We start from the raw sequence: 23,095 nt of genomic DNA on the forward strand, positions 1-23,095 counted from the left end.
GGGCCCTGAGGGTCTCAGGCGTCGGGCGCCTGATCTTTCGGTGCTTCAACATCACTTTCTGCGGCCACTTCACCGTCTGTTTCCGGGTTCAGTGCGGCGGCTTCTTCTTCAGCTGTAGCTTTCTTGCGCTGAAGCTTTTCCTCTTTCTTCTGCTCCTTGGCCAAGTCTCTCTGACGTTTGGCGAAGGAATAATTAGGTTTAGCCATGGGCGATCCTCTGGGGTCGAAGGTGAGGTTGAGCGGCGCATATTCTGCCCTGTATCGGTGCCGAGCCGTTAGCTGGGTTTTTGCTCTGTCCACTTTGGCACCAAGGTCGGCTGCCAGGCATCCAGGGCATCGAGCAGGGTTTGCGGCGATTCGCTCAGTTGCAGCATGTCACGGTGCGCTTCGCGAACGAAGCCTTCGCCGACGATATGATCAAGAAAACCAGTCAATTTGCTGTAGAAGCCGTTCACTTCCAGCAGACCCAGTGGTTTGCCGTGGTAGCCGAGCTGGCCCCACGTCCAGACTTCGAACAGTTCCTCCAGAGTGCCCAGGCCGCCGGGCAATGCGATAAATGCGTCGCTGAGCTCAGCCATCCGCGCCTTTCGCGCATGCATGCCGTCGACCACTTCGAGGCGAGTCAGGCCGCTGTGGCCGATTTCCTTGTCCTTGAGGCTTTGCGGGATGATCCCGATCACTTCACCGCCGGCTGCCAGTGCAGCATCGGCCACAATCCCCATCAACCCCACGGCGCCGCCGCCATAGACCAGGGTCAACCTGCGCTCGGCCAATGCTCGCCCCAGGGCGACAGCCGCTTCACGATAAGCCGGGTTGGTGCCGGTGCTGGCACCGCAAAATACACAAACGGATGCTAAAGACATGCCTTGCTCCAGGGTCAGGATGGCCACAGAGTAAAGGCTGAGGCGCTGCGCTCCAAGGTCTAAACTTCGCGTTGGGACGTTTCACAGGTACCACTGGCGCCACAGGCATAAGCGGCGAGCAAACTGCACAAAAAGCTGTTGATCGACATGACAGACGCTCCATATTGGTGATGACGACCTGATGATAGGGCCGCCCTGGACGTCTGGCTGGTAGATTATTTGGATAGGTGTCATAGCTCTAAAGTTGTATACAATTTTTGATTCAGGTCATAGGAACTTGCGAAGTTTTCAGGCAGTCTTCTGTCCATTCGCACTTTTGTTTACCCCCGCCTTGGAGATTCACCATGTTTGCCAAACTTGTTGCGGTATCCCTGCTGACACTGGCCAGCAGTCAATTGATGGCTGCCGAGTGCAAGACGACCATCGACTCCACCGACCAAATGTCCTTCAACACCAAGGCCATTGAAATCGACAAAAGCTGCAAGACCTTCACCGTTGAACTGACCCACTCCGGCAGCCTGCCGAAAAATGTGATGGGTCATAACTGGGTGCTGAGCAAAGAGGCTGACATGCAGCCGATCGCCACTGACGGCCTGGCTGCCGGTATCGACAAGAACTATCTGAAGGAAGGTGATGCGCGCGTTATCGCCCACACCAAAATCATCGGTGCCAAGGAAACCGACTCGGTGACCTTCGACGTGTCGAAGCTTGATGCTGCCGAGAAATACGGCTTCTTCTGCTCGTTCCCGGGCCACATATCGATGATGAAAGGCACGGTTACGCTGAAATAAGCGAATCGGGCTCATAAAAAAAGCGTCCTGCGAGGGACGCTTTTTTTGTGCCTGATATTTGACCGAGTCATCGTTCATCGCTAGCAGGCTAGCCCCACACTGGATCTGCGACACTCCGCAAGTCCCCTGTGGGAGCTAGCCTGCTAGCGATGTGGTCGGTTCAGGCGCTGCCTTGCTTATGGTGCAAACGGCATCACGCGCTTGTGGTGGGTCTTTTTGTACGTATCGCAGATGATCTTGAACGCTTCCTCACGCACCGGCTCACCGTGCAGGAACGCATCGATCTCGGCATACGTCACGCCGTGGGACGCTTCGTCCGGCTTACCCGGCGACAGGTCTTCCAGGTCGGCAGTCGGGACTTTCTCCACCAGTGCTTCCGGCGCACCGAAACTGCGGGCAATGGCCCGGACCTGGTTTTTCACCAGGCCGCTCAACGGGGCCAGGTCGCAAGCACCGTCACCGAACTTGGTGAAGAACCCCATCACCGCTTCTGCCGCGTGGTCGGTGCCGATCACCAGGCCATGGGCCGCGCCAGCGATGGTGTACTGGGCGACCATGCGCATCCGCGCCTTGGTGTTGCCGAGGACGAAATCCACTGACACCGCGTGCTTGCCTTCGAAGGCTGCCACTTCATTGGCCAGGGATTTGACTGCCGGGCCGATGTTCACGGTGTGACGCTCGTCCGGCTTGATGAAATCCACCGAAGCCTGGGCGTCGTGTTCATCGAACTGGGTTTCATACGGCAGGCGCACGGCGATGAACTTGTAGTTGTCATCACCGGTGCGGGTGCGCAGTTCACGCATGGCGCGCTGGGCCAGCAGGCCGGCGGTCAGGGAATCGACCCCGCCGCTGATGCCGAGCACCAGGGTCTTGAGCCCGGAATTGACCAGGCAATCCTGGATGAAGGTAATGCGCCGGGCGATTTCCGCCTCGAGGGCGGCCTTGTCGGCGAATGGCGGTTGAACCTTGAGCTGCTCAGCAATCTCACGCTGTACGGCTTGCATGAATTCACTCCTTGCTTGGTGTGCTGGAAAGGGCGGCAGGAACTTTGAAAACGTGTCGCAAGTAGGCGACGAAATTCGGGTCTTTGCAGTGAGTCTTGCCAGGCTCGTCGGAGATCTTTGCCACCGGTTGGCCATTGCAGGCCGCCATTTTAAGCACGATGCTCATCGGTTCAACACCTGGAATATCGCACGTCAGGTTGGTGCCGATGCCGAAGCTGACATTGATCCGACCGCGTAATGCGCGAAATATTTCCAGCGCCTTGGGCAGCGTCAGACTGTCGGAGAACGTCAGGGTCTTGCTCATCGGGTCGATGCCCAGCTTTTGATAGTGGGCGATCGCCTTTTCTGCCCAGATCACCGGATCCCCGGAGTCATGGCGCAGGCCGTCGAAGAGTTTGGCAAAGTACAGGTCGAAGTCGTTGAGGAAGGCATCCATGGTGATGCAGTCAGTCAAGGCGATCCCCAGCAGGCCGCGGTATTCGCGGACCCAGCAATCGAGGGCGGCAATCTGACTGTCGATCAGTCGCGGACCGAGTTGCTGGTGGGCCATGATCCATTCGTGGGCCATGGTGCCCAGCGGTTTCATGTCCAGTTCCCGGGACAAATGCACGTTGCTGGTGCCGACGAAACGTCCGGGGAAATCGTGCTTGAGCACGTTCACCACTTCTTCCTGCACACGGTACGAAAAGCGACGGCGGGTGCCGAAATCGGCTACTTGCAATTCCGACAATTCGTCGCTGCTGGCGTTGGCGGTCAGCCAGTCGAACTTGCGATAAAGTTGCTCGCGCGCTTGCTCCAGAACGATGTCCCGGTAGCGATAGCGGTTGCGCACTTCGCTGACGATGGACAGCAGCGGGACTTCAAAAAGAATCACATGCAGCCAGGGCCCGCGCAGGCGGATAAACAGCTCGCCGTTTTCGATGCCGGTGTGGACGTAGCGCAGGTTGAAGCGGAACAAGCCGAGGAAGCGCAGGAAATCCGGCTTCATGAAGCTGATGCGCTCCATGAAACTCAACTGGTCGGCGCTCAGGTTCAACTCGGCGAGGCGCTCGATCTGAAAGCGGATTTCCGCCAGGTACGGGCGCAGGTCTTCACTGTTGCGGCAACGGAACTCCCATTCGACGTCCACGTTCGGGTAGTTGTGCAGCACCGCCTGCATCATCGTCAGTTTGTAGAAGTCGGTGTCGAGCAGGTTCTGCACGATGCGATCGGCAAACACACTCTCGCTCATAACGGGGTTCTCCAGGCTGGCCGCGGCCCGTGGCAGTGGCGTTGCAGCTGTTTCAATGAATGGGGCTAGTGGCGCATATCCGCGCGGGGTATTGCCAGCGATTTTTGCATCGCAGCAGATCCCTGTGGCGAGGGAGCTTGCTCCCGCTCGGTTGCGCAGCAGCCGCAAAACGGTAAACGCAGCTTTTCAGTTTGAACGTAGCGGCTGTAGGGGGGCGCTTCGCACCCCAGCGGGAGCAAGCTCCCTCGCCACAGTGATGGTGCTTTGCCACAGGTCTTGGTGAAGCCTTAAGTTTGCGGTACTTCCGGGCTATCAATCTGCTCCAGCATCCACTTCACAAAGTCCCGCACCTTGGGCACTTCCGCCGAATGTTCCGGGTACGCCAGGTAATAGGCGTCGGAACTGGGCATCGCGTGCTGCCAGGGTATGACCAGTTTGCCGTCGGCCAACTCCTCTTCCACCAGAAACCGCGGCAACAGCGCCACGCCACAGCCGACCTGCGCGGCGCGGATGCACATGTAGAAGGTCTCGAAGCGCGGCCCGTGGTAGCTGTGTTCGGTGTGGTAACCCTGACTGTCGAACCAGTCGTGCCAGGCCTGCGGACGGGAGGCGTTTTGCAGCAGGACCAGGTCGGTGAGTTGGGTGGGATCAGTGAACGGTGTCGCCGGCAGGCTACCCGGTGCACACACGGGAACAAGCTCTTCGCCGAACAGCTTCAGGCATTCGGTACGGGGGCGTGAGCCCTGGCCGAAATAGAACGCCAGATCGCTGCGACCTTGCAGCAGGTCATCGGCTTCCTGCTCGCTGCACAGGTCCAGGTGGATCGATGGGTGACGCAGGCGCCAACCTTTCAAGCGGGGCACCAGCCAGCGGGCGCCGAAGGTCGGAGGGGTCGAGACGCGCAAGACTTCGGTTTCCCCGCCGTAGGAACGCAGGTAGTGGGTCGACATCTCGACTTGCGTGAGGATTTTTCGTACCTCAACCAGGTACAAATCACCGGCCGGGGTCATTTGCAGGCGTCGACGCACCCGGCGAAACAACAGGTGTTGCAACAATTCTTCCAGTTGCGCGACCTGTTTGCTGACCGCGCTCTGGGTCAGGTTCAGCTCTTCGGCCGCCCGTGTGAAGCTCAAATGCCGGGTCACGGCCTCGAAACACTGCAATGCGGTGATCGACGGCAGGTAACGTTTATTCAGCATGGGTTGTCCTTTTTCTTGTTTCTTTCTGACCAGCAATTCGCAGCATGAATAAACGGAATGATATCTCTCTTAAAGGTCGTTTGTTGGGTAACCTCCGGCAAGCTAAAACTACAGGTCTGATCAGTCGTGATTTTCCGGCTGCACGTTTTGTGTTTTTTGCTCGAGGAGTGACCCATGGTTGCCGCATTGCTTGATCGTCTTGGTGTGAATCCGGCCCTGTACCAGAACGGCAAAGTGCCGGTGCATTCGCCAATCGATGGCAGCAAGATCGCCTCTGTGAACTGGGAAGGTGCCGCTGAAGTCGAGCAGCACATCAGTCGCGCAGATCATGCGTTCGAATTGTGGCGCAAGGTCCCGGCCCCGCGCCGTGGCGAACTGGTACGCCAATTGGGCGACATCCTGCGTGAATACAAGGCCGATCTCGGCGAGCTGGTGTCCTGGGAAGCGGGCAAGATCACTCAGGAAGGCCTGGGTGAAGTTCAGGAAATGATCGACATCTGCGATTTCGCCGTCGGCCTGTCCCGTCAACTGTACGGCTTGACCATCGCTTCCGAGCGCCCGGGCCACCACATGCGTGAAACCTGGCACCCGCTGGGCATCGTGGGCGTGATCAGTGCGTTCAACTTCCCGGTGGCGGTCTGGGCCTGGAACACCACGCTGGCGCTGGTTTGCGGTAACCCGGTGATCTGGAAGCCCTCGGAGAAAACCCCGCTGACCGCACTGGCCTGCCAGGCGCTGTTCGACCGCGTACTGAAAAACTTCAGCGACGCACCTCCGCACCTGAGCCAAGTGATCATCGGCGGCCGCGATGCCGGCGAAGCGCTGGTCGATGACCCGCGTGTCGCGCTGATCAGCGCCACCGGCAGCACCCGCATGGGCCGCGAAGTGGCACCGAAAATCGCCGCACGATTCGCCCGCAGCATCCTGGAGCTGGGTGGCAACAACGCCATGATCCTCGGCCCAAGCGCTGATCTGGACATGGCTGTTCGCGCGATCCTGTTCAGCGCCGTCGGCACCGCCGGCCAGCGTTGCACCACGTTGCGTCGCCTGATCGCTCACGAATCGGTGAAAGAAGAAATCGTTACCCGCCTCAAGGCCGCTTACTCGAAAGTGCGCATCGGCAATCCGCTGGAAGGCAACCTGATCGGCCCACTGATCGACAAGCACAGCTTCGACAACATGCAGGACGCGCTGGAGCAAGCCTTGAGCGAAGGCGGTCGGGTCTTCGGCGGCAAGCGTCAGCTGGAAGACAAATACCCGAACGCTTACTACGTCTCGCCAGCCATCGTTGAAATGCCGGAACAGAGCGATGTGGTCTGTCACGAAACCTTCGCGCCGATCCTGTACGTGTTCGGTTACAAGGACTTCGCTGAAGCGCTGCGCCTGAACAACGCCGTTCCACAAGGCCTGTCCTCATGCATCTTCACCACCGACGTGCGTGAAGCCGAGCAGTTCATGTCGGCGGTGGGCAGCGACTGCGGCATCGCCAACGTCAACATCGGCCCGAGCGGTGCGGAAATCGGCGGCGCGTTTGGTGGCGAGAAAGAGACGGGCGGTGGTCGTGAGTCGGGCTCCGATGCATGGCGCGGGTACATGCGCCGCCAGACCAACACCGTGAACTACTCGCTGGAGTTGCCGTTGGCTCAAGGGATTACGTTCGACTGATCGGGCCCCATCGCTGGCAAGTCAGCTCCTGCACGGCCTGTGTCGTGGCGCATAACCTGTAGGAGCTGGCTTGCCAGCGAAGCTTTTTCTGTTTGTTAGGTTTCTGTTGGAGTCTGGCAATGCCGTTACGCGAAGAGTGTCTGTGGGAAAAACTGACGCCGCAAAGGCCTGATAACGCGGCGCTCAAGGGTGAAGTCACGGTCGACGTCTGCGTCATCGGCGCCGGTTTCACCGGTCTGTCGGCGGCGGTGCATCTGCTGGAACAAGGCAAAACGGTGTGTGTGCTGGAAGCCCATCGTGCCGGTCATGGCGGTTCGGGGCGCAACGTCGGGCTGGTCAATGCCGGCATGTGGATTCCGCCGGACGACATCGAAGCCGGGTTTGGCGAAGCGGTGGGCAGTCAGCTCAATCGCATGCTGGGGGCGGCACCTTCGTTGGTGTTCAGCCTTGTGGACAAGTACAACATCGATTGCCAGTTACGCCGCGAAGGCACGCTGCACATGGCGCATAACGCTCGTGGTGAAGCGGACTTGCGCAGTCGTGAAGAACAATGGAAACGTCGCGGCGCACCGGTCGAACTGCTGACCGGTCAAGCCTGCGAACAGGCAACCGGCACCCAAAAAATCGCCGCCGCACTGCTGGATCGGCGTGCTGGCACGATCAACCCGATGGCTTACACCACGGGGCTGGCCAAAGCGGCCATCGGCCTCGGCGGTCAGCTGTTCGATCATTCCCCCGTGACCCGGCTCGAACGTCAGGGCCAGAAGTGGTCAGTACAGACCGCGCAGGGTTCGGTGCTTGCCGAGCAGGTTGTCATCGCGTCCAACGCTTATACCGAAGGCGACTGGACAGAGCTTCGGCGCAATTTCTTCCCCGGTTATTACTATCAGGTGGCATCGGTGCCACTCACTGAAGAAGCCGCCCGGCAAATCCTGCCCGGTGGCCAGGGTTCCTGGGACACCCGTCAGGTGCTCAGCAGCATTCGCCGCGATAAAGACGGTCGGCTGTTGCTCGGCAGCCTGGGTAATGGCAATCAGAAGCCGACCTGGTTCCTCAAGGCCTGGGCCGATCGCGTTCAGCAGCACTATTTCCCCTACCTCAAACCGGTGGAATGGGAGTGCACCTGGACCGGTTGCATCGCCTTCACCCCCGATCATTTGATGCGCCTGTTCGAGCCAGCGCCCGGTTTAGTGGCAGTCACTGGCTATAACGGTCGGGGCGTGACCACTGGCACTGTAGTCGGCAAAGCCTTTGCCGATTATTTGTGCAACGGAAATCCGCAGGCGTTGCCGATCCCCTTCGCTCCGATGCAACCACTGGCCGGGGCTGGCCTGCGTAGCTGTCTGTATGAAGCGGGATTTTCGCTGTATCACGCGGGCCAGTGCTTGCGGATCGTGATTTGATTGTTGAAATTTGTTGCGGGGAGCGGCGCTTTTCGGCGCAGCGACTAGCCTGTAAAAGGTGCGGGTTGTAGCAGTACCGCACCAGCAGTGTGCACTTCGGTGACGCGCGTTGTTACAGGCTGGTTGCACGTCGTTTGGCGCTGCGGTTGCAATGATGGCGCGCACGGGTTGCGCCTTGATAAATAAATGGTTTCACCTTCAGCGGTTTAGACGGTTGCACGTCCAATGAAAATGGGCTCGAAACAGTCGATATAACAATAAAGCAGCGACTTTTTTCAGAATAAAAAACCGATGGCACGGCCCTTGCTCTGAGCATTCAGTGAAGTTGCAGTGCCAATTAAAAAAAAACCTTGGAGCACCACCTCATGTCCCAGACGTTTTACAAGAAAGGCTTTCTGGCCCTCGCAGTGGCAACTGCGCTGGGTGTTTCTGCGTTTGCACAGGCTGACGTAAAAATCGGTGTGGCGGGTCCAATGACGGGCGCCAACGCGGCATTTGGCGAGCAGTACATGAAGGGTGCACAGGCCGCAGCCGATGCCATCAACGCATCGGGCGGCGTTAACGGGGAAAAAATCGTACTGGTCAAGGGCGATGACGCCTGCGAACCGAAACAGGCTGTGACGGTCGCCAAGGACCTGACCAACCAGAAAGTGGCAGGCGTGGTCGGTCACTTCTGCTCCTCGTCGACCATTCCGGCCTCCGAGATCTACGACGAAGCAGGCATCATCGCAATCACTCCGGGCTCCACCAACCCACAGGTGACCGAGCGCGGCCTGAGCGCCATGTTCCGTATGTGCGGCCGTGACGACCAGCAGGGTATCGTGGCCGGCGACTACATCGTCGACGTGCTCAAGGGCAAGAAAGTCGTGGTTCTGCACGACAAGGACACCTACGGTCAAGGTCTGGCGGATGCCACCAAGGCCCAACTGGCCAAGCGCGGCGTGACCCCGGTGCTGTACGAAGGTCTGACCCGTGGCGAGAAAGACTTCAGCGCCGTGGTGACCAAGATCCGTGCAGCCGGTGCCGATGTCGTCTATTTCGGCGGCCTGCACCCGGAAGCCGGTCCACTGGTTCGTCAACTGCGTGAGCAAGGCCTCAAGGACGTCAAATTCATGTCCGATGATGGCATCGTGACTGATGAACTCGTGACCACCGCCGGTGGCCCGCAGAACGTTGATGGCGTGTACATGACCTTCGGCGCCGACCCACGCCTGCTGCCAGACAGCAAGACCGTGGTAGACACCTTCCGCAAGGCCGGTACCGAGCCTGAAGGCTACACCCTGTACGCCTACGCTTCGGTTCAAACCCTGGCGGCTGCTTTCAACGGCGCCAAGTCCAACAATGGCGAAAAAGCGGCCGAGTGGCTGAAGAAAAACCCGGTTAAAACCGTGATGGGCGAGAAGACCTGGGACGCCAAGGGCGACCTGAAAGTCTCCGACTACGTGGTTTATCAGTGGGACAAGGATGGCAAATACCACCAACTGGAAAAACAGAAGTGATATGAGCTGCTGAATTGCCCGGTGCCTTGTGCACCGGGCAGTCAACCAACATGTCCGTGCAGTACCTGTCTTTTCTCGTAGAGCTGCACACAACCGTGTTGCGCGGGTGGCTGAACCCCGGTCCGTCGCACCCGGCTTCTGTGCAGTCTCTCAAATGCGTGAGATTGCGTTATGGATGGTATTTTCCTGCAGCAACTGGTCAACGGCCTGACCCTCGGGTCGGTCTATGGCCTGATCGCCATCGGCTACACAATGGTCTATGGCATCATCGGCATGATCAACTTCGCCCATGGTGAGGTTTACATGATCTCCGCTTACCTCGCGGCGATCAGTCTGGCTCTGCTGGCATACTTCGGTATTGAATCCTTCCCTCTGCTGATGCTTGGCACACTGGTCTTCACCATCATCGTCACGGCGGTGTATGGCTGGGTCATCGAGCGTGTCGCCTACAAACCCCTGCGTAACTCAACCCGACTGGCACCGCTGATCAGCGCCATCGGTATTTCCCTGATCCTGCAAAACTATGCACAGATCGCCCAGGGCGCCCGCCAACAAGGCGTACCTACCTTGCTGACCGGTGCATGGCGAGTGGAAGTCGGAAGCGGCTTCGTCCAGCTCACCTACACCAAGATCTTCATTCTGATCGCCGCATTCGCCGGCATGGCCCTGCTGACCTACGTCATCAAGTACACCAAGCTCGGCCGCATGTGCCGCGCCACCCAGCAAGACCGCAAGATGGCCTCGATCCTGGGGATCAACACCGATCGCGTGATTTCCTACGTGTTCATCATCGGTGCAGCAATGGCGGCCCTGGCCGGTGTGCTGATCACCATGAACTACGGCACGTTCGACTTCTACGCAGGCTTCGTTATCGGTATCAAGGCGTTCACCGCTGCGGTACTTGGCGGAATCGGCTCGCTGCCTGGCGCGATGCTCGGCGGGATCATCCTCGGCATTTCCGAGTCGCTGTTCTCGGGTCTGGTCAACTCGGACTACAAAGACGTTTTCAGCTTCTCGCTGCTCGTTCTCGTTCTGGTCTTTCGGCCCCAAGGCCTGCTCGGCCGTCCTCTTGTGTCGAAGGTGTAAGCGATGTCTTCAACCACTAAAAAAACCATTGATCTCAAAAGAAGCCTGGTTGACGCGATTCTTGCCGGTCTGGTCGCCCTCATTGTGTTCGGCCCGATTGTTGGCGTAGTCCTCGACGGCTACGGCTTCAATCTGGAAACGACCCGAGTGGCGTGGATTGTCGCCATCGTCATGGCCGGCCGCTTTGCCCTGAGCCTGTTCCTGCAAACGCCCAAAGGCCTGAGAATTCTCGAAGGTTTTGAAAGCACAGGCTCCGGGGTACATGTACTGCCGCCTGACTACAAGACCCGGTTGCGCTGGATCATTCCAGTGGTGATCGTCGTCGCCGTGGTGTTCCCGTTTTTCTCCAACTCCTACCTGCTGGGCGTGGTCATCCTCGGGCTGATCTACGTGCTGCTGGGGCTTGGCTTGAACATCGTGGTCGGCCTGGCCGGCCTGCTCGACCTCGGCTACGTGGCGTTCTACGCCATCGGGGCCTATGGCCTGGCACTCGGCTATCAATACCTGGGGCTTGGCTTCTGGACGGTGCTGCCACTGGCAGCGATCACCGCCGGCCTTGCCGGTTGCATCCTCGGCTTCCCGGTATTGCGCCTGCACGGTGACTACCTGGCGATCGTGACCCTGGGCTTCGGTGAAATCATTCGCTTGGTCCTCAACAACTGGCTGAGCCTGACGGGGGGGCCAAATGGCATGGCGGCGCCGCTGCCAACCTTCTTCGGCCTGGAGTTCGGCAAAAGGGCAAAGGACGGTGGCGTTCCGTTCCATGAGTTTTTCGGTATCGCCTACAACCCGGACGTGAAGTATTACTTCATTTACGCGGTGTTGTTCCTCGTGGTACTGGCCGTGCTGTACGTCAAGCACCGTCTGACCCGTATGCCGGTCGGTCGCGCCTGGGAGGCCTTGCGTGAAGATGAAATCGCCTGCCGCTCCATGGGTCTGAACCACGTGCTGGTCAAGCTTTCGGCGTTCACCATCGGTGCGTCGACGGCGGGTCTGGCGGGTGTGTTCTTCGCCACCTACCAAGGCTTCGTCAACCCGACCTCGTTCACCTTCTTCGAGTCGGCCCTGATCCTCGCCATCGTGGTACTCGGCGGCATGGGCTCGACCATTGGCGTCGTCATCGCAGCCTTCGTGCTGACCGTGGCCCCGGAACTGCTGCGTGGCTTCGCGGAATACCGCGTGCTGCTGTTCGGCATCCTGATGGTGTTGATGATGATCTGGCGACCGCGCGGCCTGATTCGGATCAGCCGTACCGGTGTGACCCCGCGTAAAGGAGTAGCGCCATGAGCGAAGTCGTACTCTCGGTCGAGAAACTGATGATGCACTTCGGCGGCATCAAGGCGTTGAACGATGTCAGCCTGAAGGTCAAGCGCAACTCGATCTTCGCCCTGATCGGCCCCAACGGCGCCGGCAAAACCACGGTGTTCAACTGCCTGACCGGTTTCTACAAGGCCTCCGGTGGCAAGATCGAACTCAGCGTGCGGGGCGAGCAGACCAACGTCATCCAGTTGCTGGGCGAATCGTTCAAACCGGCGGATTTCGTTTCGCCAAAATCCTTTCTCAGTCGGCTGTATTACAAGATGTTCGGCGGTACCCACCTGGTGAACCGTGCCGGGCTGGCGCGGACCTTCCAGAACATTCGCCTGTTCAAGGAAATGTCGGTGCTGGAAAACCTGCTGGTTGCCCAGCACATGTGGGTCAACCGCAGCATGCTCGCCGGTATCCTCAACACGAAGGGCTACCAAAAGGCTGAAAGCGATGCGCTGGACCACGCCTTCTACTGGCTGGAAGTGGTGGACCTGGTGGACTGCGCCAACCGTCTGGCCGGTGAACTGTCCTACGGTCAGCAACGCCGTCTGGAAATCGCCCGGGCCATGTGCACCCGGCCGCAGATCATCTGCCTCGACGAACCGGCCGCCGGCCTCAACCCTCAGGAAACCGAAGCGCTGAGCGCGATGATCCGGCTGCTGCGCGACGAGCATGATCTGACCGTGGTGCTGATCGAACACGACATGGGCATGGTTATGAGCATTTCCGACCACATCGTGGTGCTGGACCACGGCATCGTCATTGCCGAGGGCGGGCCTGATGCGATACGCAACGATCCGAAAGTGATTGCGGCCTACCTGGGTGCCGATGAAGAGGAAGTGGCGCTATGAGTCAACCTATCCTCGAACTGAAGGATCTGGACGTGTTTTACGGGCCAATCCAGGCCCTGAAAAAAGTCTCGCTGTACATCAACGAAGGGGAAACCGTCAGTCTGATCGGCTCCAACGGTGCCGGGAAGTCGACCCTGCTGATGTCGATCTTCGGCCAACCGCGGGCGGCTGACGGGCAGATCATCTATCAAGGGGTGGACATCACCCACAAGTCGTCGCACTACATCGCGTCCCACGGTATCGCGCAATCGCCGGAAGGACGGCGGGTGTTCCCCGACATGACTGTCGAGGAAAACCTGCTGATGGGCACCATCCCGATCGGTGACAAGTACGCCAAGGAAGACATGCAACGCATGTTCGAGCTGTTTCCGCGGCTCGAAGAGCGACGCACCCAGCGCGCCATGACCATGTCCGGTGGTGAACAGCAAATGCTCGCCATCGCCCGTGCGCTGATGAGTCGGCCCAAACTGTTGTTGCTTGACGAGCCGAGCCTGGGTCTGGCACCGATCGTGGTGAAACAGATCTTTGCCACGCTGCGGGAACTGGCCAAGACCGGGATGACCATCTTCCTGGTCGAGCAGAATGCCAACCACGCGCTCAAGCTGTCGGACCGGGCGTATGTCATGGTCAACGGCGAGATCCGCATCACGGGCACCGGCAAGGAGTTGCTGGTTAACGAGGAAGTGCGTAACGCCTATCTCGGCGGCCACTGATTTCGCTGTTGTAACACCAAGCCCCGGCGCGCAATCGCCGGGGCTTTTTTACATTTTCAATACTCCCGCAGGTGTCCGCGGTGTGCTTTCTGGAAATTGTGGAAAACAAATTCATCAAGCTCCCAAAGCGCGACATAAAGCCGCTGCAAATAGTTGTTTTGTCACGCTTTTGACTTGTCCCCGTTTGCTGTGGAGCTGGCTGTGAATAACGTGGGAGTAGCTGGCTGAGGGCCTTTGGATACGTGGCTTGCAGCGATGTGGTTGTTTTTTGATCAGGTGTTTTTACGCGACTGGGGCTCGGCTTTGTCAACCTTTTTATTGGCTGGGAAATCAGTCCGGAACGGAGGGGTGATGCCTGTGGATAAGTCTGTGGTTAAACTCTGGAAAGAGTCGGCTGAGGGCCGTAGTTACTGGCTCGGCGCCATCGCTGGTTTACCGGGTCGATCGTGCAAAATGCCACGGGCTACACAGTGAGCGCTTCAGGGTCAAGCAAAAAACTTTGTAATTTGCCCGCAAAGCCTTGTGCACAGCGGCTTTCAGCTTTTTCACTTGCCCCCGGAAACTGTGGACCGGCCTGTGGATAACGTGCGCGTACATGGCTGCAGGCCACGGGGGATAAGGCGCCGCTGACATTGATCGTTTTTCATACAGCTTTTGTGGTGGTTGCCGCTGTCGGCAAGGCCGGGCATGCTGCCAGCTGATTTTCTATTCCAATGGCTGCCCGTCGGCCGAAGCAAGGAGAACACGATGTCCAACACCCTGTTTATTACCGGCGCGACTTCCGGTTTTGGTGAAGCCTGTGCCCGTCGTTTTGCCGAGGCTGGCTGGAAACTGGTGCTGACAGGTCGTCGTGAAGAACGCCTCAATGCCCTGTGCGCCGAGTTGTCGAAGCAGACCGAGGTCCATGGCCTGGTGCTCGACGTGCGTGATCGCAAGGCCATGGAGGAGGCGATTGCCAACCTGCCGCCATCCTTCGCCAAGCTGCGCGGGCTGATCAATAACGCCGGCCTGGCGCTCGGCGTGGACCCGGCGCCGAAGTGCAACCTTGATGATTGGGACACGATGGTCGACACCAACATCAAGGGCCTGATGTACAGCACTCGCCTGCTGCTGCCACGCCTGATCGCCCACGGCCGTGGCGCCAGCATCGTCAACCTCGGTTCCATCGCCGGCAACTACCCGTATCCGGGCAGCCACGTGTATGGCGCGAGCAAGGCGTTCGTCAAACAGTTCTCGCTGAACCTGCGCTGTGACCTGCAGGGCACGGGCGTGCGAGTCAGCAACATTGAACCGGGCCTGTGCGAGAGCGAATTCTCGCTGGTGCGTTTTGCCGGTGATCAGGAACGCTATAACGCGACCTACGCCGGTGCGGAGCCAATCCAGCCACAAGACATCGCCGAGACCATTTTCTGGGTGCTCAATGCGCCGGCACACATCAACATCAACAGCCTTGAGCTGATGCCGGTGAGCCAGACGTGGAGCGGGTTTGCGATTGAGCGTAACGGAGCCAAGGCGTAATTATGGCGAGGGAGCTTGCTCCCGTTGGACTGCACAGCAGTCCCTTTCTTTTCAGGGGTAAGCGGGGCCGCTTCGCGGCCCAGCGGGAGCAAGCTCCCTCGCCACAGAGGATTTAGCCGAGATAATCGGCCAATCCGCGATAGCAGGTCGCCAAGTGATAAGGCGTGGTCGAAGGCATGTCCTGGCGGCTCACTTCACCGTTTTCATTGCGACACTCATACCAGCCCTCCGAATGCAGGGAGCGCTGTTGCAGTGCCTGCAATTGGCGCAATACCGATGCCTTGCTGTGTGGACGCAAGGTCAGCGCACGCAGGTATTCAGCCTGGGCCCAGATGCGTTGGGTGCCATCCTTCGATTGCCCATCGAGCGTGAGCATTGCCCGCACCGCCCCACTCGATTGATCGACACCCAACTGCTCTGTGTACGCAAAGGCGCGTTCCAGGGAGGCGTGCAGTTTGGAGCCGCGCAACAACGGTGAAGACTCCAGCAGGAAATACCACTCGAACTGATGCCCCGGTTCAAACCAGTTATCCACAGCGCCCAGCGGTTTTTCCATCAGCACACCGTGCTGCGAATCGATAAAGCGCTTCTGCATGGCTGTGCATAACTCGACGAGCGCGCGCTGCACTGCGAGGTCTTCACGCACCGACAGTGTGGCGAGGAAGGCTTCGGCCAGGTGCATCAGCGGGTTTTGCAGCGGCCCGGTATTCAGCGACGACCAGTCACGTTCAAGGCAAGCTTCGTACAGGCCGTCGCCCGTGGCGAAACGCTGCGCAACCACTTCCAGCACGGCGTTGAGCACTGACTCCACCAGCGGTTCGCGAACCTTGTCCCAGTAATGGGCGCAGGCGAAGAGAATGAAGGCGTGGGTGTAGAGATCCTTGCGCTGGTCCAGCGGCGCGCCTTGCGGATCGATGCTGTAGAACCAGCCACCGTGTTCGGCGTCATGGAAATGTTGCTGCAACGAGCGGAACAGCGCCGCGGCACGCTCTTCGGCGCCGGGTATCTGGCCGATCAGGCTGGAAAACAGATACAACTGCCGCGCGCAGGCCATGGCCCGGTAGCGTTGAGGTGGCAAGGGCAGATGTCCGGCGTCCAGCGCCTCGTAGGGCAGGGCCAGTTCGGCGTTCCAGCCCGGGCCTTGCCAGAGGGGCACGATCACGTCCTGGAAATGCTGATGCACTGAGGAGAACAGAGCGATCAAGTCAGGCTGGGAGGCGGAGCGGGGAGAATGAGGCATTGGCTGGCGTCGTCACGGCAGGGTCGATTGCGCGCCATGTTAACAGGCCTGAGAGTTGCGGTGTCTGTCAGGCCGCCTTCGCGGGCAAGCCCGCATTGGTTCTGCGCACACGCATCTCAAGCCCGCTCCCGACATTGGTTCTGTGTACACGTGTGTGCGGGCTTGCCCGCGAGGGGGCCATCACTGACGGTAGAAAATCAACCCGCCAACAACCACACTCCAGCCGCCGCCGAAACCGCGCCCGCCAGCCGAACCAACGGCGCCGCCGCCTGCGGCAACACACGAACCACCGCATAACCCGCCGCGTGCAAGGCTGCCGTCGCCACTACAAACCCTGCGGCATACGCCCACGGGCTCGACATTTCCGGCAATTCCAGCCCATGCGCCACGCCATGGAACAGCGCAAACAGCGCCGTCGCACCCACCGCCATGCCCAATGGCGGACGCACCGCCAGTGCCACCGCCAGGCCCAGCGCCAGCACCGATGCGGCGATCCCGCTTTCCAGCGCCGGCAGGTTGAGCCCTTCAAAACCCAGCAGTCCGCCGATCAACAGGGTGCCGACAAACGTGCACGGCAGCGCCCAGCGTGCGGCGCCTTTCTGCTGCGCCGCCCACAACCCGACCGCAACCATCGCCAGCAAGTGATCGAGGCCGCCGATCGGATGGCTGATACCGGCGATCAAACCATTGTCGCCGTGCCCGGGGTGGGCAAAGGCGATGGCCGGGGTCAGCAGCAGGGCCATGGCGCCGAGAATGCGTTTAAGAGACATGGATAAGCTTCCTTGTTGATAGGTGTGGTCGTGATCAGGCTGCGGTCAGCAGGCCCTGGCGTTCGATGAACGCGATGATTTCTTCCAGGCCCAGCCCGGTTTTCTGGTTGCTGAAGACAAACGGTTTGCCGTTGCGCATGCGCTGGGTGTCGCTGTCCATCATCTCCAGCGACGCGCCCACCAAGGGGGCGAGGTCGATCTTGTTGATCACCAGCAGGTCGGATTTACAGATCCCCGGCCCACCCTTGCGCGGCAGCTTGTCGCCGGCCGAGACGTCGATCACGTAGATCGTCAGGTCCGACAGTTCCGGGCTGAACGTGGCCGACAGATTGTCGCCACCGGACTCCACCAGAATCAGGTCCAGCCCGGGAAAGCGGCGGTTAAGTTGATCCACGGCTTCGAGGTTGATCGAGGCGTCTTCGCGGATCGCCGTGTGCGGGCAGCCGCCGGTTTCCACGCCGATGATCCGCTCCGGCGCCAGGGCTTCGTTGCGCACCAGAAAGTCAGCGTCTTCGCGGGTGTAGATGTCATTGGTCACGACGGCCAGGTTGTAGCGGTCGCGCAGCGCCAGGCACAGGGCCAGCGTCAAAGCGGTTTTGCCGGAACCGACCGGGCCGCCGATGCCGACGCGCAGAGGTTGTGTGTTCATGTGATTCTCCAAAGTAACAGGCCCTAGGAACGGAACAGGCGGCTGTACTGGCGCTCATGGGCCATGCACGCCAGGGACAGGCCGAAAGCGGCGCTGCCGTAGTGTTCGGGGTTGATTCGGGTGGCGTTCTGCTGGGCTTGCTGCAATAGCGGCAGCAATTCGCTGGTCAGGCGTTGCGCGGCTTGCTGCCCCATCGGCAGGGTCTTCATCAGCACTGCCAGCTGGTTTTCCAGCCAGCTCCACAGCCAGGCCGCCAGCGCGTCCTGCGGACTGATGCGCCAGGCGCGCGCGGCCAGTGCCCAGCCGAGGGCCAGGTGTGGTTCGGGACGCTGATCGAGAAAGGCGCGGGCCAGGGTATCGAGTTCCGGCAAGCCGTTGAGCAGTTGCTGCAAGGAATAACCCATCTGCCGGCTTTCCTGATGCAACTCGCGGGTTTCCCGGCTGGCGCGGTGTTCCTCGCAGCGTTGCAGTAATTCGCCCCAGTTTTCTTCGGCGGCGGCCACGCAATGGGCGAGTAGCAGCGGCGCTTCGAAACGCGCGAGGTTCAGCAGCAACTGATCGCTGATCCAGCGTCGGGCGCTGTCGTAATCCTTCACCCGACCGTTATCCACCGCCATTTCCAGGCCTTGGGAATAGCTGTAGCCGCCAATCGGCAATTGCGGACTGGCCAGGCGCAGCAGCGCCCAGGCCGGGTTCATAGGCGTACGCCGAACTGGTGCAGTTTCGGCGGATAGTTGAAATCCTCGTCGCCATGCCGCGAATGGTGATGGCCACCGCCATAGGCGCCGTGCTCCGGCTGGAACGGCGCCTCGATGTTTTCGACCCTGGCATCAAGTTGCTCGAGCATCGCCTTGAGCACGTAGTCATCGAGCAGACGCAACCAGCCATCGCCGACTTGCAGGGCGACGTGGCGATTGCCGAGGTGATAAGCCGCGCGGGTCAGCTCGAAAGCGTTGGCGCAGGTGACGTGCAGCAGGTGTTCGGGGTGGGCACAGACGCGGACGATGCGACCGTCTTCAGCCTGTAGGCATTCGCCGTCATACAGCGGCGACTGACCGCGCTCCAAAAACAACCCGACGTCTTCACCCTCGGCACTGAAACAGCGCAAGCGGCTTTTGCTCCGGGCTTCGAAGGTCAGGTGCAACTCAGCGCCCCAGACGGGTTGAGGGTCGATTCTGCGGTGAATCACCAGCATCGGAAGGCTTCCAGCAATGGACATTGCTGTGGTTAGAGCAAGGGGCTTGCCAATCGGGGGATGTGTAGGAAATGCCTGTCGGAGCGACGGTTATGTTTCAGATTGTTGTAGTAATTTGGTGCGCGGCATTGTTGGGCGCACCAAATGATGGCGCGCGGTGTGCTCCCGATCAGTCGCGCGTTGCACAACTGGGTAGGGACCGGCTTGCTGGTGTTAGGTGTTGTGATGAAAGCGGGGTTATTCGGTACTGCCGAGTCCCTGCCAATGCTTCAGCCCGATAAAGATAAACCGCAACTGCTGAGTGATTTTTGCCTGCGGCGTCAGATGCTCGGGCAATGCTTCTGCCGGTGGATCAATGATGTCGGGCAAGGTTGCGAACACGCTTTTAACAATCAGGTCGGCCATGACACTCAGGCCGGCGATGTCCAGGTGTTGCAGCTTTGGCATCAATGACAAGTCGGCCGCCAGGTCCGAGCTGATGTCTTCGCGCAACCGTCCGATGGCCAGGCGCACCGGCAGCGAACCGCCGTACTGCTCGCGGGCGAGAAACAGGAATTGCGAACGATTGGCCGACACCACGTCGAGAAAGATCCGCACCGAGGCATCGATGATGCCGCCCATCACGAATTCGTTGTGGCGCACCAGGCGGATGGTTTCGCGGAAGGTCTGACCGACTTCGCTCACCAGTACCAGGCCCAGTTCATCCATATCGGAAAAATGCCGGTAGAAACCGGTGGGAACGATGCCGGCGGTTTTCGCCACTTCGCGCAGGCTCAGGCTGCCGAATCCTCGGCCGCATTCCATCAAATGGCGGGCAGCGTCCATCAGGGCGTTGCGGGTTTGTTGTTTCTGTTCGGCGCGGGGCAGCATCGCAAGGGTGTTTTTCTGGACAAGACAGCGACGCACTCTAGCAAATCGGCTTTGCTGGCGTCGAACGACGATCGGGGGACACCTAAAAGAGGGGCGGGTAGAGAAGGGGTGCTTCTATAAAATCAAAAGCCCAATCCGTGGATTGGGCTTTTTTTCAGGGCCGCCATGGGCTCAGCTCAAAGCGCTGTTGCGTTGGATCACGCGGTCACCACCACCTTCAGCGAGGATTTGACCTTGTGGAGTGCGATCGGAACCGTCAGCAGCCAGGGTTTGACCTTGTGGAGTGCGATCGGAACCGTCAGCAGCCAGGGTTTGACCTTGTGGGGTGCGATCGGAACCGTCAGCGGCCAGGGTTTGACCTTGTGGAGTGCGATCGGAACCGTCAGCGGCCAGGGTTTGACCTTGTGGAGTGCGATCGGAACCGTCAGCGGCCAGGGTTTGACCTTGTGGAGTGCGATCGGAACCGTCAGCAGCCAGGGTTTGACCTTGTGGGGTGCGATCCGAACCGTCAGCGGCAAGGGACTGGCCTTGTGGGGTACGGTCCGAGCCATCTTGAGTGATCAGGCCTTTTTCTTTCAGGCGATCGTTACCACCTTCGGCAACGGTCTGGCTGAACACCGAGTGGGCGGCTTTCACTTGTGGGGTTGCCTGGTCAGCAGCTGGCAGAGCGAAAGCGGTGCTGGCCAGCAGTGAGAGGGAAAGGCTAAGCAGTAATTGGCGTTTCATGATTGGGTGCTCCGTGGGAGGGCGATAAAGTGGGTACGAGGGCAATGCTACTCTCGATAAGTCGATATAAAAGTTCATAAACGCAATGGTAATAATCAACAGAATTGATTGTTCCCTGGGAAGGCTCTAGAACGGGCCTCTCCGGCGAGGCTTTTTGCACTGGTGTGGGTATTTTCGACCCACTCGTGCCGCGCAAAAGTGCGGGGTCGGTAACGCCGGGTTTGCGAGAGCAGGGTGTCCCCGACCGATTATTTGAACGTTAAGCCCATTTCGGTTAAACCTGCGCGCCGTTTCCCAGTCCTAGATTTCATGGCAGGCCGGTTCTGGCCTAACGTTTCACACGTGCGTCGCAGTCAGGGCGCTCAGTCGTATTCAGGAGCCCTGTGCAATGACGCGCACCCCCAAGATTTTTGCCTGGACCTTTGCCAGCCTGGTTGTGTTGCTGGCGATACTGGTTCTGATCATCGTGTTCTTCGATTGGAACCGGATCAAACCGACCATCAACTCCAAAGTCTCCGAAGAACTGCATCGACCGTTTGCCATCAATGGCAACCTGGCGGTGGTCTGGCAGCGCGAGCTCGACGAAGGTGGTTGGCGGGCGTGGGTGCCGTGGCCGCATGTAGTGGCAGAGGACCTGAGCCTCGGCAACCCTGAGTGGTCGAAGCAGCCCCAGATGGTCACGCTCAAACGCGTCGAACTGCGCCTGTCGCCGCTGGCATTGCTGGCTCAACGCGTGGCGATCCCGCGCATTGACTTGACCGAACCGAACGCAGACCTCCAGCGTCTTGCCGATGGCCGCGCGAACTGGACGTTCAAGTTCGACCCGAAAGACCCGAACGCCGAGCCTTCAAATTGGGTGGTCGACATCGGCGCAATCGGCTTCGACAAAGGCCACGTCACCCTTGACGACCAGAGCCTGAAAACGCAGTTCGACCTGATCATCGACCCACTGGGCAAACCGATTCCGTTCGGCGAAATCGTCGGCGACAAAGCGGCGAAAACCGCGCTGGAGAAGGGTGCTGCACCCCAGGATTACGCGTTTGCGCTGAAGGTCAAAGGCCAATATCACGGACAGAAACTCGCTGGAGACGGCAAGGTCGGCGGTTTGCTGGCGTTGCAGGATTCGGCCCGACCGTTCCCGCTCCAGGCCCAGGTCAAGATCGCTGACACCAGCGTCGAACTCGCGGGTACGCTGACCGATCCACTCAATCTCGGCGCATTGGACCTGCGACTGAAACTGGCCGGCAGCAGCCTGGGCAACCTCTATCCGCTGACTGGCGTGACCCTGCCGGATACGCCGCCCTACGCCACCGACGGCCACTTGATCGCCAAGTTGCACGAGGCCGGCGGCGCGGTGTTCCGTTATGAAGCGTTCAACGGCAAGATCGGCGAGAGCGACATTCATGGCAGCCTGGCCTACGTCGCCAGCGAGCCACGGCCGAAACTCAGCGGTTCACTGCTCTCCAATCAGCTGTTGTTTGCTGACCTTGCACCCTTGATTGGCGCCGACTCCAACGCCAAACAAAAGGCCCGTGGCGGTGAAAGCAAGCAACCGGCGGACAAAGTGCTACCGGTCGAAGAGTTCAAGACCGAGCGCTGGCGTGACATGGACGCCGATGTCGAATTCACCGGTAAACGCATCGTCCACAGTGAAAAACTGCCGTTCAATGACCTTTATACCCACCTGGTGCTGACCGACGGCGTGCTCAGCCTCGAGCCCCTGCGCTTCGGTGTGGCCGGCGGCAAGCTGGATGCGCAGATTCGCCTCAACGGACGTACCGAGCCGTTGGAAGGCAATGCCAAGCTGACCGCGCGCGGGTTCAAGCTCAAGCAGCTATTCCCCACCTTCGAGCCGATGAAGACCAGTTTCGGCGAGCTCAATGGCGATGCCGACATCGATGGTCGTGGCAACTCGGTGGCAAAACTGCTGGGTTCGGCCAACGGCAATCTGAAAATGCTGATCAACGACGGGGCGATCAGTCGCGAGCTGATGGAGCTGGCCGGACTCAACGTCGGCAACTATGTGGTAGGCAAGATCTTTGGTGACAAGGAAGTGAAGATCAATTGCGCGGCGGCCGACTTCGACATCAAGACGGGCCTGGCCACCACGCGGCTGTTCGTCTTCGACACCGAGAACGCAATCATCTACATCGACGGCACGGCGAACATGGCCACTGAGCAACTGGACCTGACGGTGACGCCGGAATCCAAGGGCTGGCGTTTGATTTCGCTGCGTTCGCCGCTGTATGTACGGGGCAAGTTCATCAAACCCGATGCCGGTGTGAAAGCGGTGCCGCTGATGTTGCGGGGCGCGGGGATGGTGGCGCTGGGTGTGATCGCGGCGCCGGCGGCGGGGTTGTTGGCACTGGTGGCGCCGAGTGGTGGCGAGCCGAATCAGTGTGCGCCGTTGTTGCAGCAGATGAAGGCGGGGAAGGCGCCGGTGACCGTTAAACCCACCAAGTAAAATCTTCGGTGTCTATCAAGACGCCTTCGCGGGCTTGCTCGCGAAGGCGGT

General features: G+C 59.7%; 22 protein-coding genes. 10 read left to right on the forward strand and 12 right to left on the reverse strand.

Going from position 1 to position 23,095, the window contains the following annotated elements:
- Nucleotides 1-14 precede the first annotated feature (14 nt).
- Nucleotides 15-206 carry a hypothetical protein gene (locus ACM1ZW_RS11690; RefSeq protein ID WP_017336270.1) on the reverse strand — a complete coding sequence of 64 codons (192 nt, stop codon included), beginning with the start codon at nucleotides 204-206 and terminating at the stop codon, nucleotides 15-17.
- 68 nt (nucleotides 207-274) lie between these two features.
- Nucleotides 275-862 (reverse strand): TIGR00730 family Rossman fold protein, encoded by a 588-nt coding sequence (locus ACM1ZW_RS11695; protein ID WP_416740576.1) that lies wholly within the window; start codon nucleotides 860-862, stop codon nucleotides 275-277.
- Between the two features lie 344 nt (nucleotides 863-1,206).
- Here ACM1ZW_RS11695 and azu point away from each other — a divergent pair, with 344 nt between their 5' ends.
- The gene (gene azu / locus ACM1ZW_RS11700; RefSeq protein WP_017336273.1) at nucleotides 1,207-1,653 is read left to right on the forward strand and encodes an azurin; all 447 of its coding nucleotides are present in this window, start codon (nucleotides 1,207-1,209) and stop codon (nucleotides 1,651-1,653) included.
- Nucleotides 1,654-1,829: 176 nt separating this feature from the next.
- Here azu and nadE read toward each other — a convergent pair whose 3' ends face one another.
- The 3 genes from nadE to ACM1ZW_RS11715 form a co-directional block, all read right to left on the reverse strand.
- Nucleotides 1,830-2,657 carry an ammonia-dependent NAD(+) synthetase gene (gene nadE, locus ACM1ZW_RS11705; protein WP_017336274.1) on the reverse strand — a complete coding sequence of 276 codons (828 nt, stop codon included), beginning with the start codon at nucleotides 2,655-2,657 and terminating at the stop codon, nucleotides 1,830-1,832.
- A gap of 4 nt (nucleotides 2,658-2,661) precedes the next feature.
- Entirely contained in the window at nucleotides 2,662-3,888 is a 1,227-nt protein-coding gene (pncB, locus tag ACM1ZW_RS11710; protein ID WP_017336275.1) for a nicotinate phosphoribosyltransferase, read from the reverse strand.
- A gap of 287 nt (nucleotides 3,889-4,175) precedes the next feature.
- Nucleotides 4,176-5,087, reverse strand: coding sequence for a LysR family transcriptional regulator (locus ACM1ZW_RS11715; protein ID WP_017336276.1), 912 nt, complete (start codon nucleotides 5,085-5,087; stop codon nucleotides 4,176-4,178).
- Nucleotides 5,088-5,261: 174 nt separating this feature from the next.
- Here ACM1ZW_RS11715 and ACM1ZW_RS11720 point away from each other — a divergent pair, with 174 nt between their 5' ends.
- The 8 genes from ACM1ZW_RS11720 (at nucleotide 5,262) to ACM1ZW_RS11755 (ending at nucleotide 15,130) form a co-directional block, all read left to right on the forward strand.
- Nucleotides 5,262-6,752 carry an aldehyde dehydrogenase family protein gene (locus tag ACM1ZW_RS11720; RefSeq protein WP_416740577.1) on the forward strand — a complete coding sequence of 497 codons (1,491 nt, stop codon included), beginning with the start codon at nucleotides 5,262-5,264 and terminating at the stop codon, nucleotides 6,750-6,752.
- Between the two features lie 119 nt (nucleotides 6,753-6,871).
- A complete protein-coding gene (locus ACM1ZW_RS11725; RefSeq protein WP_017336278.1) occupies nucleotides 6,872-8,155 on the forward strand; it encodes an NAD(P)/FAD-dependent oxidoreductase in 1,284 nt (427 codons plus the stop codon).
- Between the two features lie 365 nt (nucleotides 8,156-8,520).
- Nucleotides 8,521-9,654 carry a branched-chain amino acid ABC transporter substrate-binding protein gene (locus ACM1ZW_RS11730; protein WP_017336279.1) on the forward strand — a complete coding sequence of 378 codons (1,134 nt, stop codon included), beginning with the start codon at nucleotides 8,521-8,523 and terminating at the stop codon, nucleotides 9,652-9,654.
- A gap of 171 nt (nucleotides 9,655-9,825) precedes the next feature.
- Nucleotides 9,826-10,740: an ABC transporter permease subunit gene (locus ACM1ZW_RS11735; RefSeq protein WP_017336280.1), complete on the forward strand. Its 915-nt coding sequence runs from the start codon at nucleotides 9,826-9,828 to the stop codon at nucleotides 10,738-10,740.
- 3 nt (nucleotides 10,741-10,743) lie between these two features.
- A complete protein-coding gene (gene livM, locus ACM1ZW_RS11740; RefSeq protein WP_017336281.1) occupies nucleotides 10,744-12,027 on the forward strand; it encodes a high-affinity branched-chain amino acid ABC transporter permease LivM in 1,284 nt (427 codons plus the stop codon).
- Entirely contained in the window at nucleotides 12,024-12,899 is an 876-nt protein-coding gene (locus ACM1ZW_RS11745) for an ABC transporter ATP-binding protein (RefSeq protein ID WP_414878181.1), read from the forward strand. The genes livM and ACM1ZW_RS11745 overlap by 4 nt, the downstream gene beginning before the upstream one ends.
- Nucleotides 12,896-13,612: an ABC transporter ATP-binding protein gene (locus ACM1ZW_RS11750; RefSeq protein ID WP_149419281.1), complete on the forward strand. Its 717-nt coding sequence runs from the start codon at nucleotides 12,896-12,898 to the stop codon at nucleotides 13,610-13,612. The genes ACM1ZW_RS11745 and ACM1ZW_RS11750 overlap by 4 nt, the downstream gene beginning before the upstream one ends.
- 747 nt (nucleotides 13,613-14,359) lie before the next feature.
- Nucleotides 14,360-15,130, forward strand: coding sequence for an SDR family oxidoreductase (locus ACM1ZW_RS11755; RefSeq protein WP_017336284.1), 771 nt, complete (start codon nucleotides 14,360-14,362; stop codon nucleotides 15,128-15,130).
- A 112-nt stretch (nucleotides 15,131-15,242) separates the two neighbouring features.
- Here ACM1ZW_RS11755 and ACM1ZW_RS11760 read toward each other — a convergent pair whose 3' ends face one another.
- The 7 genes from ACM1ZW_RS11760 to ACM1ZW_RS11790 all read right to left on the reverse strand — a co-directional run bounded on the left by ACM1ZW_RS11760 (nucleotide 15,243) and on the right by ACM1ZW_RS11790 (nucleotide 20,580).
- Entirely contained in the window at nucleotides 15,243-16,370 is a 1,128-nt protein-coding gene (locus ACM1ZW_RS11760) for an AGE family epimerase/isomerase (RefSeq protein ID WP_031318325.1), read from the reverse strand.
- A gap of 197 nt (nucleotides 16,371-16,567) precedes the next feature.
- Nucleotides 16,568-17,140, reverse strand: a complete 573-nt coding sequence (locus tag ACM1ZW_RS11765) for a HupE/UreJ family protein (protein ID WP_017336286.1) — start codon at nucleotides 17,138-17,140, stop codon at nucleotides 16,568-16,570.
- 34 nt (nucleotides 17,141-17,174) lie between these two features.
- Nucleotides 17,175-17,789 (reverse strand): urease accessory protein UreG, encoded by a 615-nt coding sequence (gene ureG, locus ACM1ZW_RS11770; protein ID WP_017336287.1) that lies wholly within the window; start codon nucleotides 17,787-17,789, stop codon nucleotides 17,175-17,177.
- Between the two features lie 23 nt (nucleotides 17,790-17,812).
- A complete protein-coding gene (locus ACM1ZW_RS11775; protein WP_416740578.1) occupies nucleotides 17,813-18,487 on the reverse strand; it encodes an urease accessory protein UreF in 675 nt (224 codons plus the stop codon).
- Entirely contained in the window at nucleotides 18,484-18,984 is a 501-nt protein-coding gene (gene ureE / locus ACM1ZW_RS11780; protein ID WP_416740579.1) for an urease accessory protein UreE, read from the reverse strand. The genes ACM1ZW_RS11775 and ureE overlap by 4 nt, the downstream gene beginning before the upstream one ends.
- A 237-nt stretch (nucleotides 18,985-19,221) precedes the next feature.
- The gene (locus tag ACM1ZW_RS11785; RefSeq protein ID WP_017336290.1) at nucleotides 19,222-19,854 is read right to left on the reverse strand and encodes a TetR family transcriptional regulator; all 633 of its coding nucleotides are present in this window, start codon (nucleotides 19,852-19,854) and stop codon (nucleotides 19,222-19,224) included.
- Nucleotides 19,855-20,025: 171 nt separating this feature from the next.
- On the reverse strand, nucleotides 20,026-20,580 hold the full coding sequence (locus ACM1ZW_RS11790; protein WP_414878183.1) for a hypothetical protein: 555 nt from the start codon (nucleotides 20,578-20,580) through the stop codon (nucleotides 20,026-20,028).
- Nucleotides 20,581-20,968: 388 nt separating this feature from the next.
- Here ACM1ZW_RS11790 and ACM1ZW_RS11795 point away from each other — a divergent pair, with 388 nt between their 5' ends.
- Nucleotides 20,969-23,044: an AsmA family protein gene (locus tag ACM1ZW_RS11795; protein WP_416740581.1), complete on the forward strand. Its 2,076-nt coding sequence runs from the start codon at nucleotides 20,969-20,971 to the stop codon at nucleotides 23,042-23,044.
- The last annotated feature ends 51 nt before the right edge of the window (nucleotides 23,045-23,095 follow it).

Origin of the sequence: Pseudomonas sp. NFX71 (assembly GCF_048079215.1) — a bacterium.
Classification (GTDB): Bacteria; Pseudomonadota; Gammaproteobacteria; order Pseudomonadales; family Pseudomonadaceae; genus Aquipseudomonas; species Aquipseudomonas fluorescens_B.

Excerpts from the sequence above, each read along its gene's own strand:
- ACM1ZW_RS11690 (WP_017336270.1), bottom strand. The coding sequence starts at position 206 with ATGGCTAAACCTAATTATTCCTTCGCCAAACGTCAGAGAGACTTGGCC.
- ACM1ZW_RS11695 (WP_416740576.1), bottom strand. The coding sequence starts at position 862 with ATGTCTTTAGCATCCGTTTGTGTATTTTGCGGTGCCAGCACCGGCACC.
- azu (WP_017336273.1), top strand. The coding sequence starts at position 1,207 with ATGTTTGCCAAACTTGTTGCGGTATCCCTGCTGACACTGGCCAGCAGT.
- nadE (WP_017336274.1), bottom strand. The coding sequence starts at position 2,657 with ATGCAAGCCGTACAGCGTGAGATTGCTGAGCAGCTCAAGGTTCAACCG.
- pncB (WP_017336275.1), bottom strand. The coding sequence starts at position 3,888 with ATGAGCGAGAGTGTGTTTGCCGATCGCATCGTGCAGAACCTGCTCGAC.
- ACM1ZW_RS11715 (WP_017336276.1), bottom strand. The coding sequence starts at position 5,087 with ATGCTGAATAAACGTTACCTGCCGTCGATCACCGCATTGCAGTGTTTC.
- ACM1ZW_RS11720 (WP_416740577.1), top strand. The coding sequence starts at position 5,262 with ATGGTTGCCGCATTGCTTGATCGTCTTGGTGTGAATCCGGCCCTGTAC.
- ACM1ZW_RS11725 (WP_017336278.1), top strand. The coding sequence starts at position 6,872 with ATGCCGTTACGCGAAGAGTGTCTGTGGGAAAAACTGACGCCGCAAAGG.
- ACM1ZW_RS11730 (WP_017336279.1), top strand. The coding sequence starts at position 8,521 with ATGTCCCAGACGTTTTACAAGAAAGGCTTTCTGGCCCTCGCAGTGGCA.
- ACM1ZW_RS11735 (WP_017336280.1), top strand. The coding sequence starts at position 9,826 with ATGGATGGTATTTTCCTGCAGCAACTGGTCAACGGCCTGACCCTCGGG.
- livM (WP_017336281.1), top strand. The coding sequence starts at position 10,744 with ATGTCTTCAACCACTAAAAAAACCATTGATCTCAAAAGAAGCCTGGTT.
- ACM1ZW_RS11745 (WP_414878181.1), top strand. The coding sequence starts at position 12,024 with ATGAGCGAAGTCGTACTCTCGGTCGAGAAACTGATGATGCACTTCGGC.
- ACM1ZW_RS11750 (WP_149419281.1), top strand. The coding sequence starts at position 12,896 with ATGAGTCAACCTATCCTCGAACTGAAGGATCTGGACGTGTTTTACGGG.
- ACM1ZW_RS11755 (WP_017336284.1), top strand. The coding sequence starts at position 14,360 with ATGTCCAACACCCTGTTTATTACCGGCGCGACTTCCGGTTTTGGTGAA.
- ACM1ZW_RS11760 (WP_031318325.1), bottom strand. The coding sequence starts at position 16,370 with ATGCCTCATTCTCCCCGCTCCGCCTCCCAGCCTGACTTGATCGCTCTG.
- ACM1ZW_RS11765 (WP_017336286.1), bottom strand. The coding sequence starts at position 17,140 with ATGTCTCTTAAACGCATTCTCGGCGCCATGGCCCTGCTGCTGACCCCG.
- ureG (WP_017336287.1), bottom strand. The coding sequence starts at position 17,789 with ATGAACACACAACCTCTGCGCGTCGGCATCGGCGGCCCGGTCGGTTCC.
- ACM1ZW_RS11775 (WP_416740578.1), bottom strand. The coding sequence starts at position 18,487 with ATGAACCCGGCCTGGGCGCTGCTGCGCCTGGCCAGTCCGCAATTGCCG.
- ureE (WP_416740579.1), bottom strand. The coding sequence starts at position 18,984 with ATGCTGGTGATTCACCGCAGAATCGACCCTCAACCCGTCTGGGGCGCT.
- ACM1ZW_RS11785 (WP_017336290.1), bottom strand. The coding sequence starts at position 19,854 with ATGCTGCCCCGCGCCGAACAGAAACAACAAACCCGCAACGCCCTGATG.
- ACM1ZW_RS11790 (WP_414878183.1), bottom strand. The coding sequence starts at position 20,580 with ATGAAACGCCAATTACTGCTTAGCCTTTCCCTCTCACTGCTGGCCAGC.
- ACM1ZW_RS11795 (WP_416740581.1), top strand. The coding sequence starts at position 20,969 with ATGACGCGCACCCCCAAGATTTTTGCCTGGACCTTTGCCAGCCTGGTT.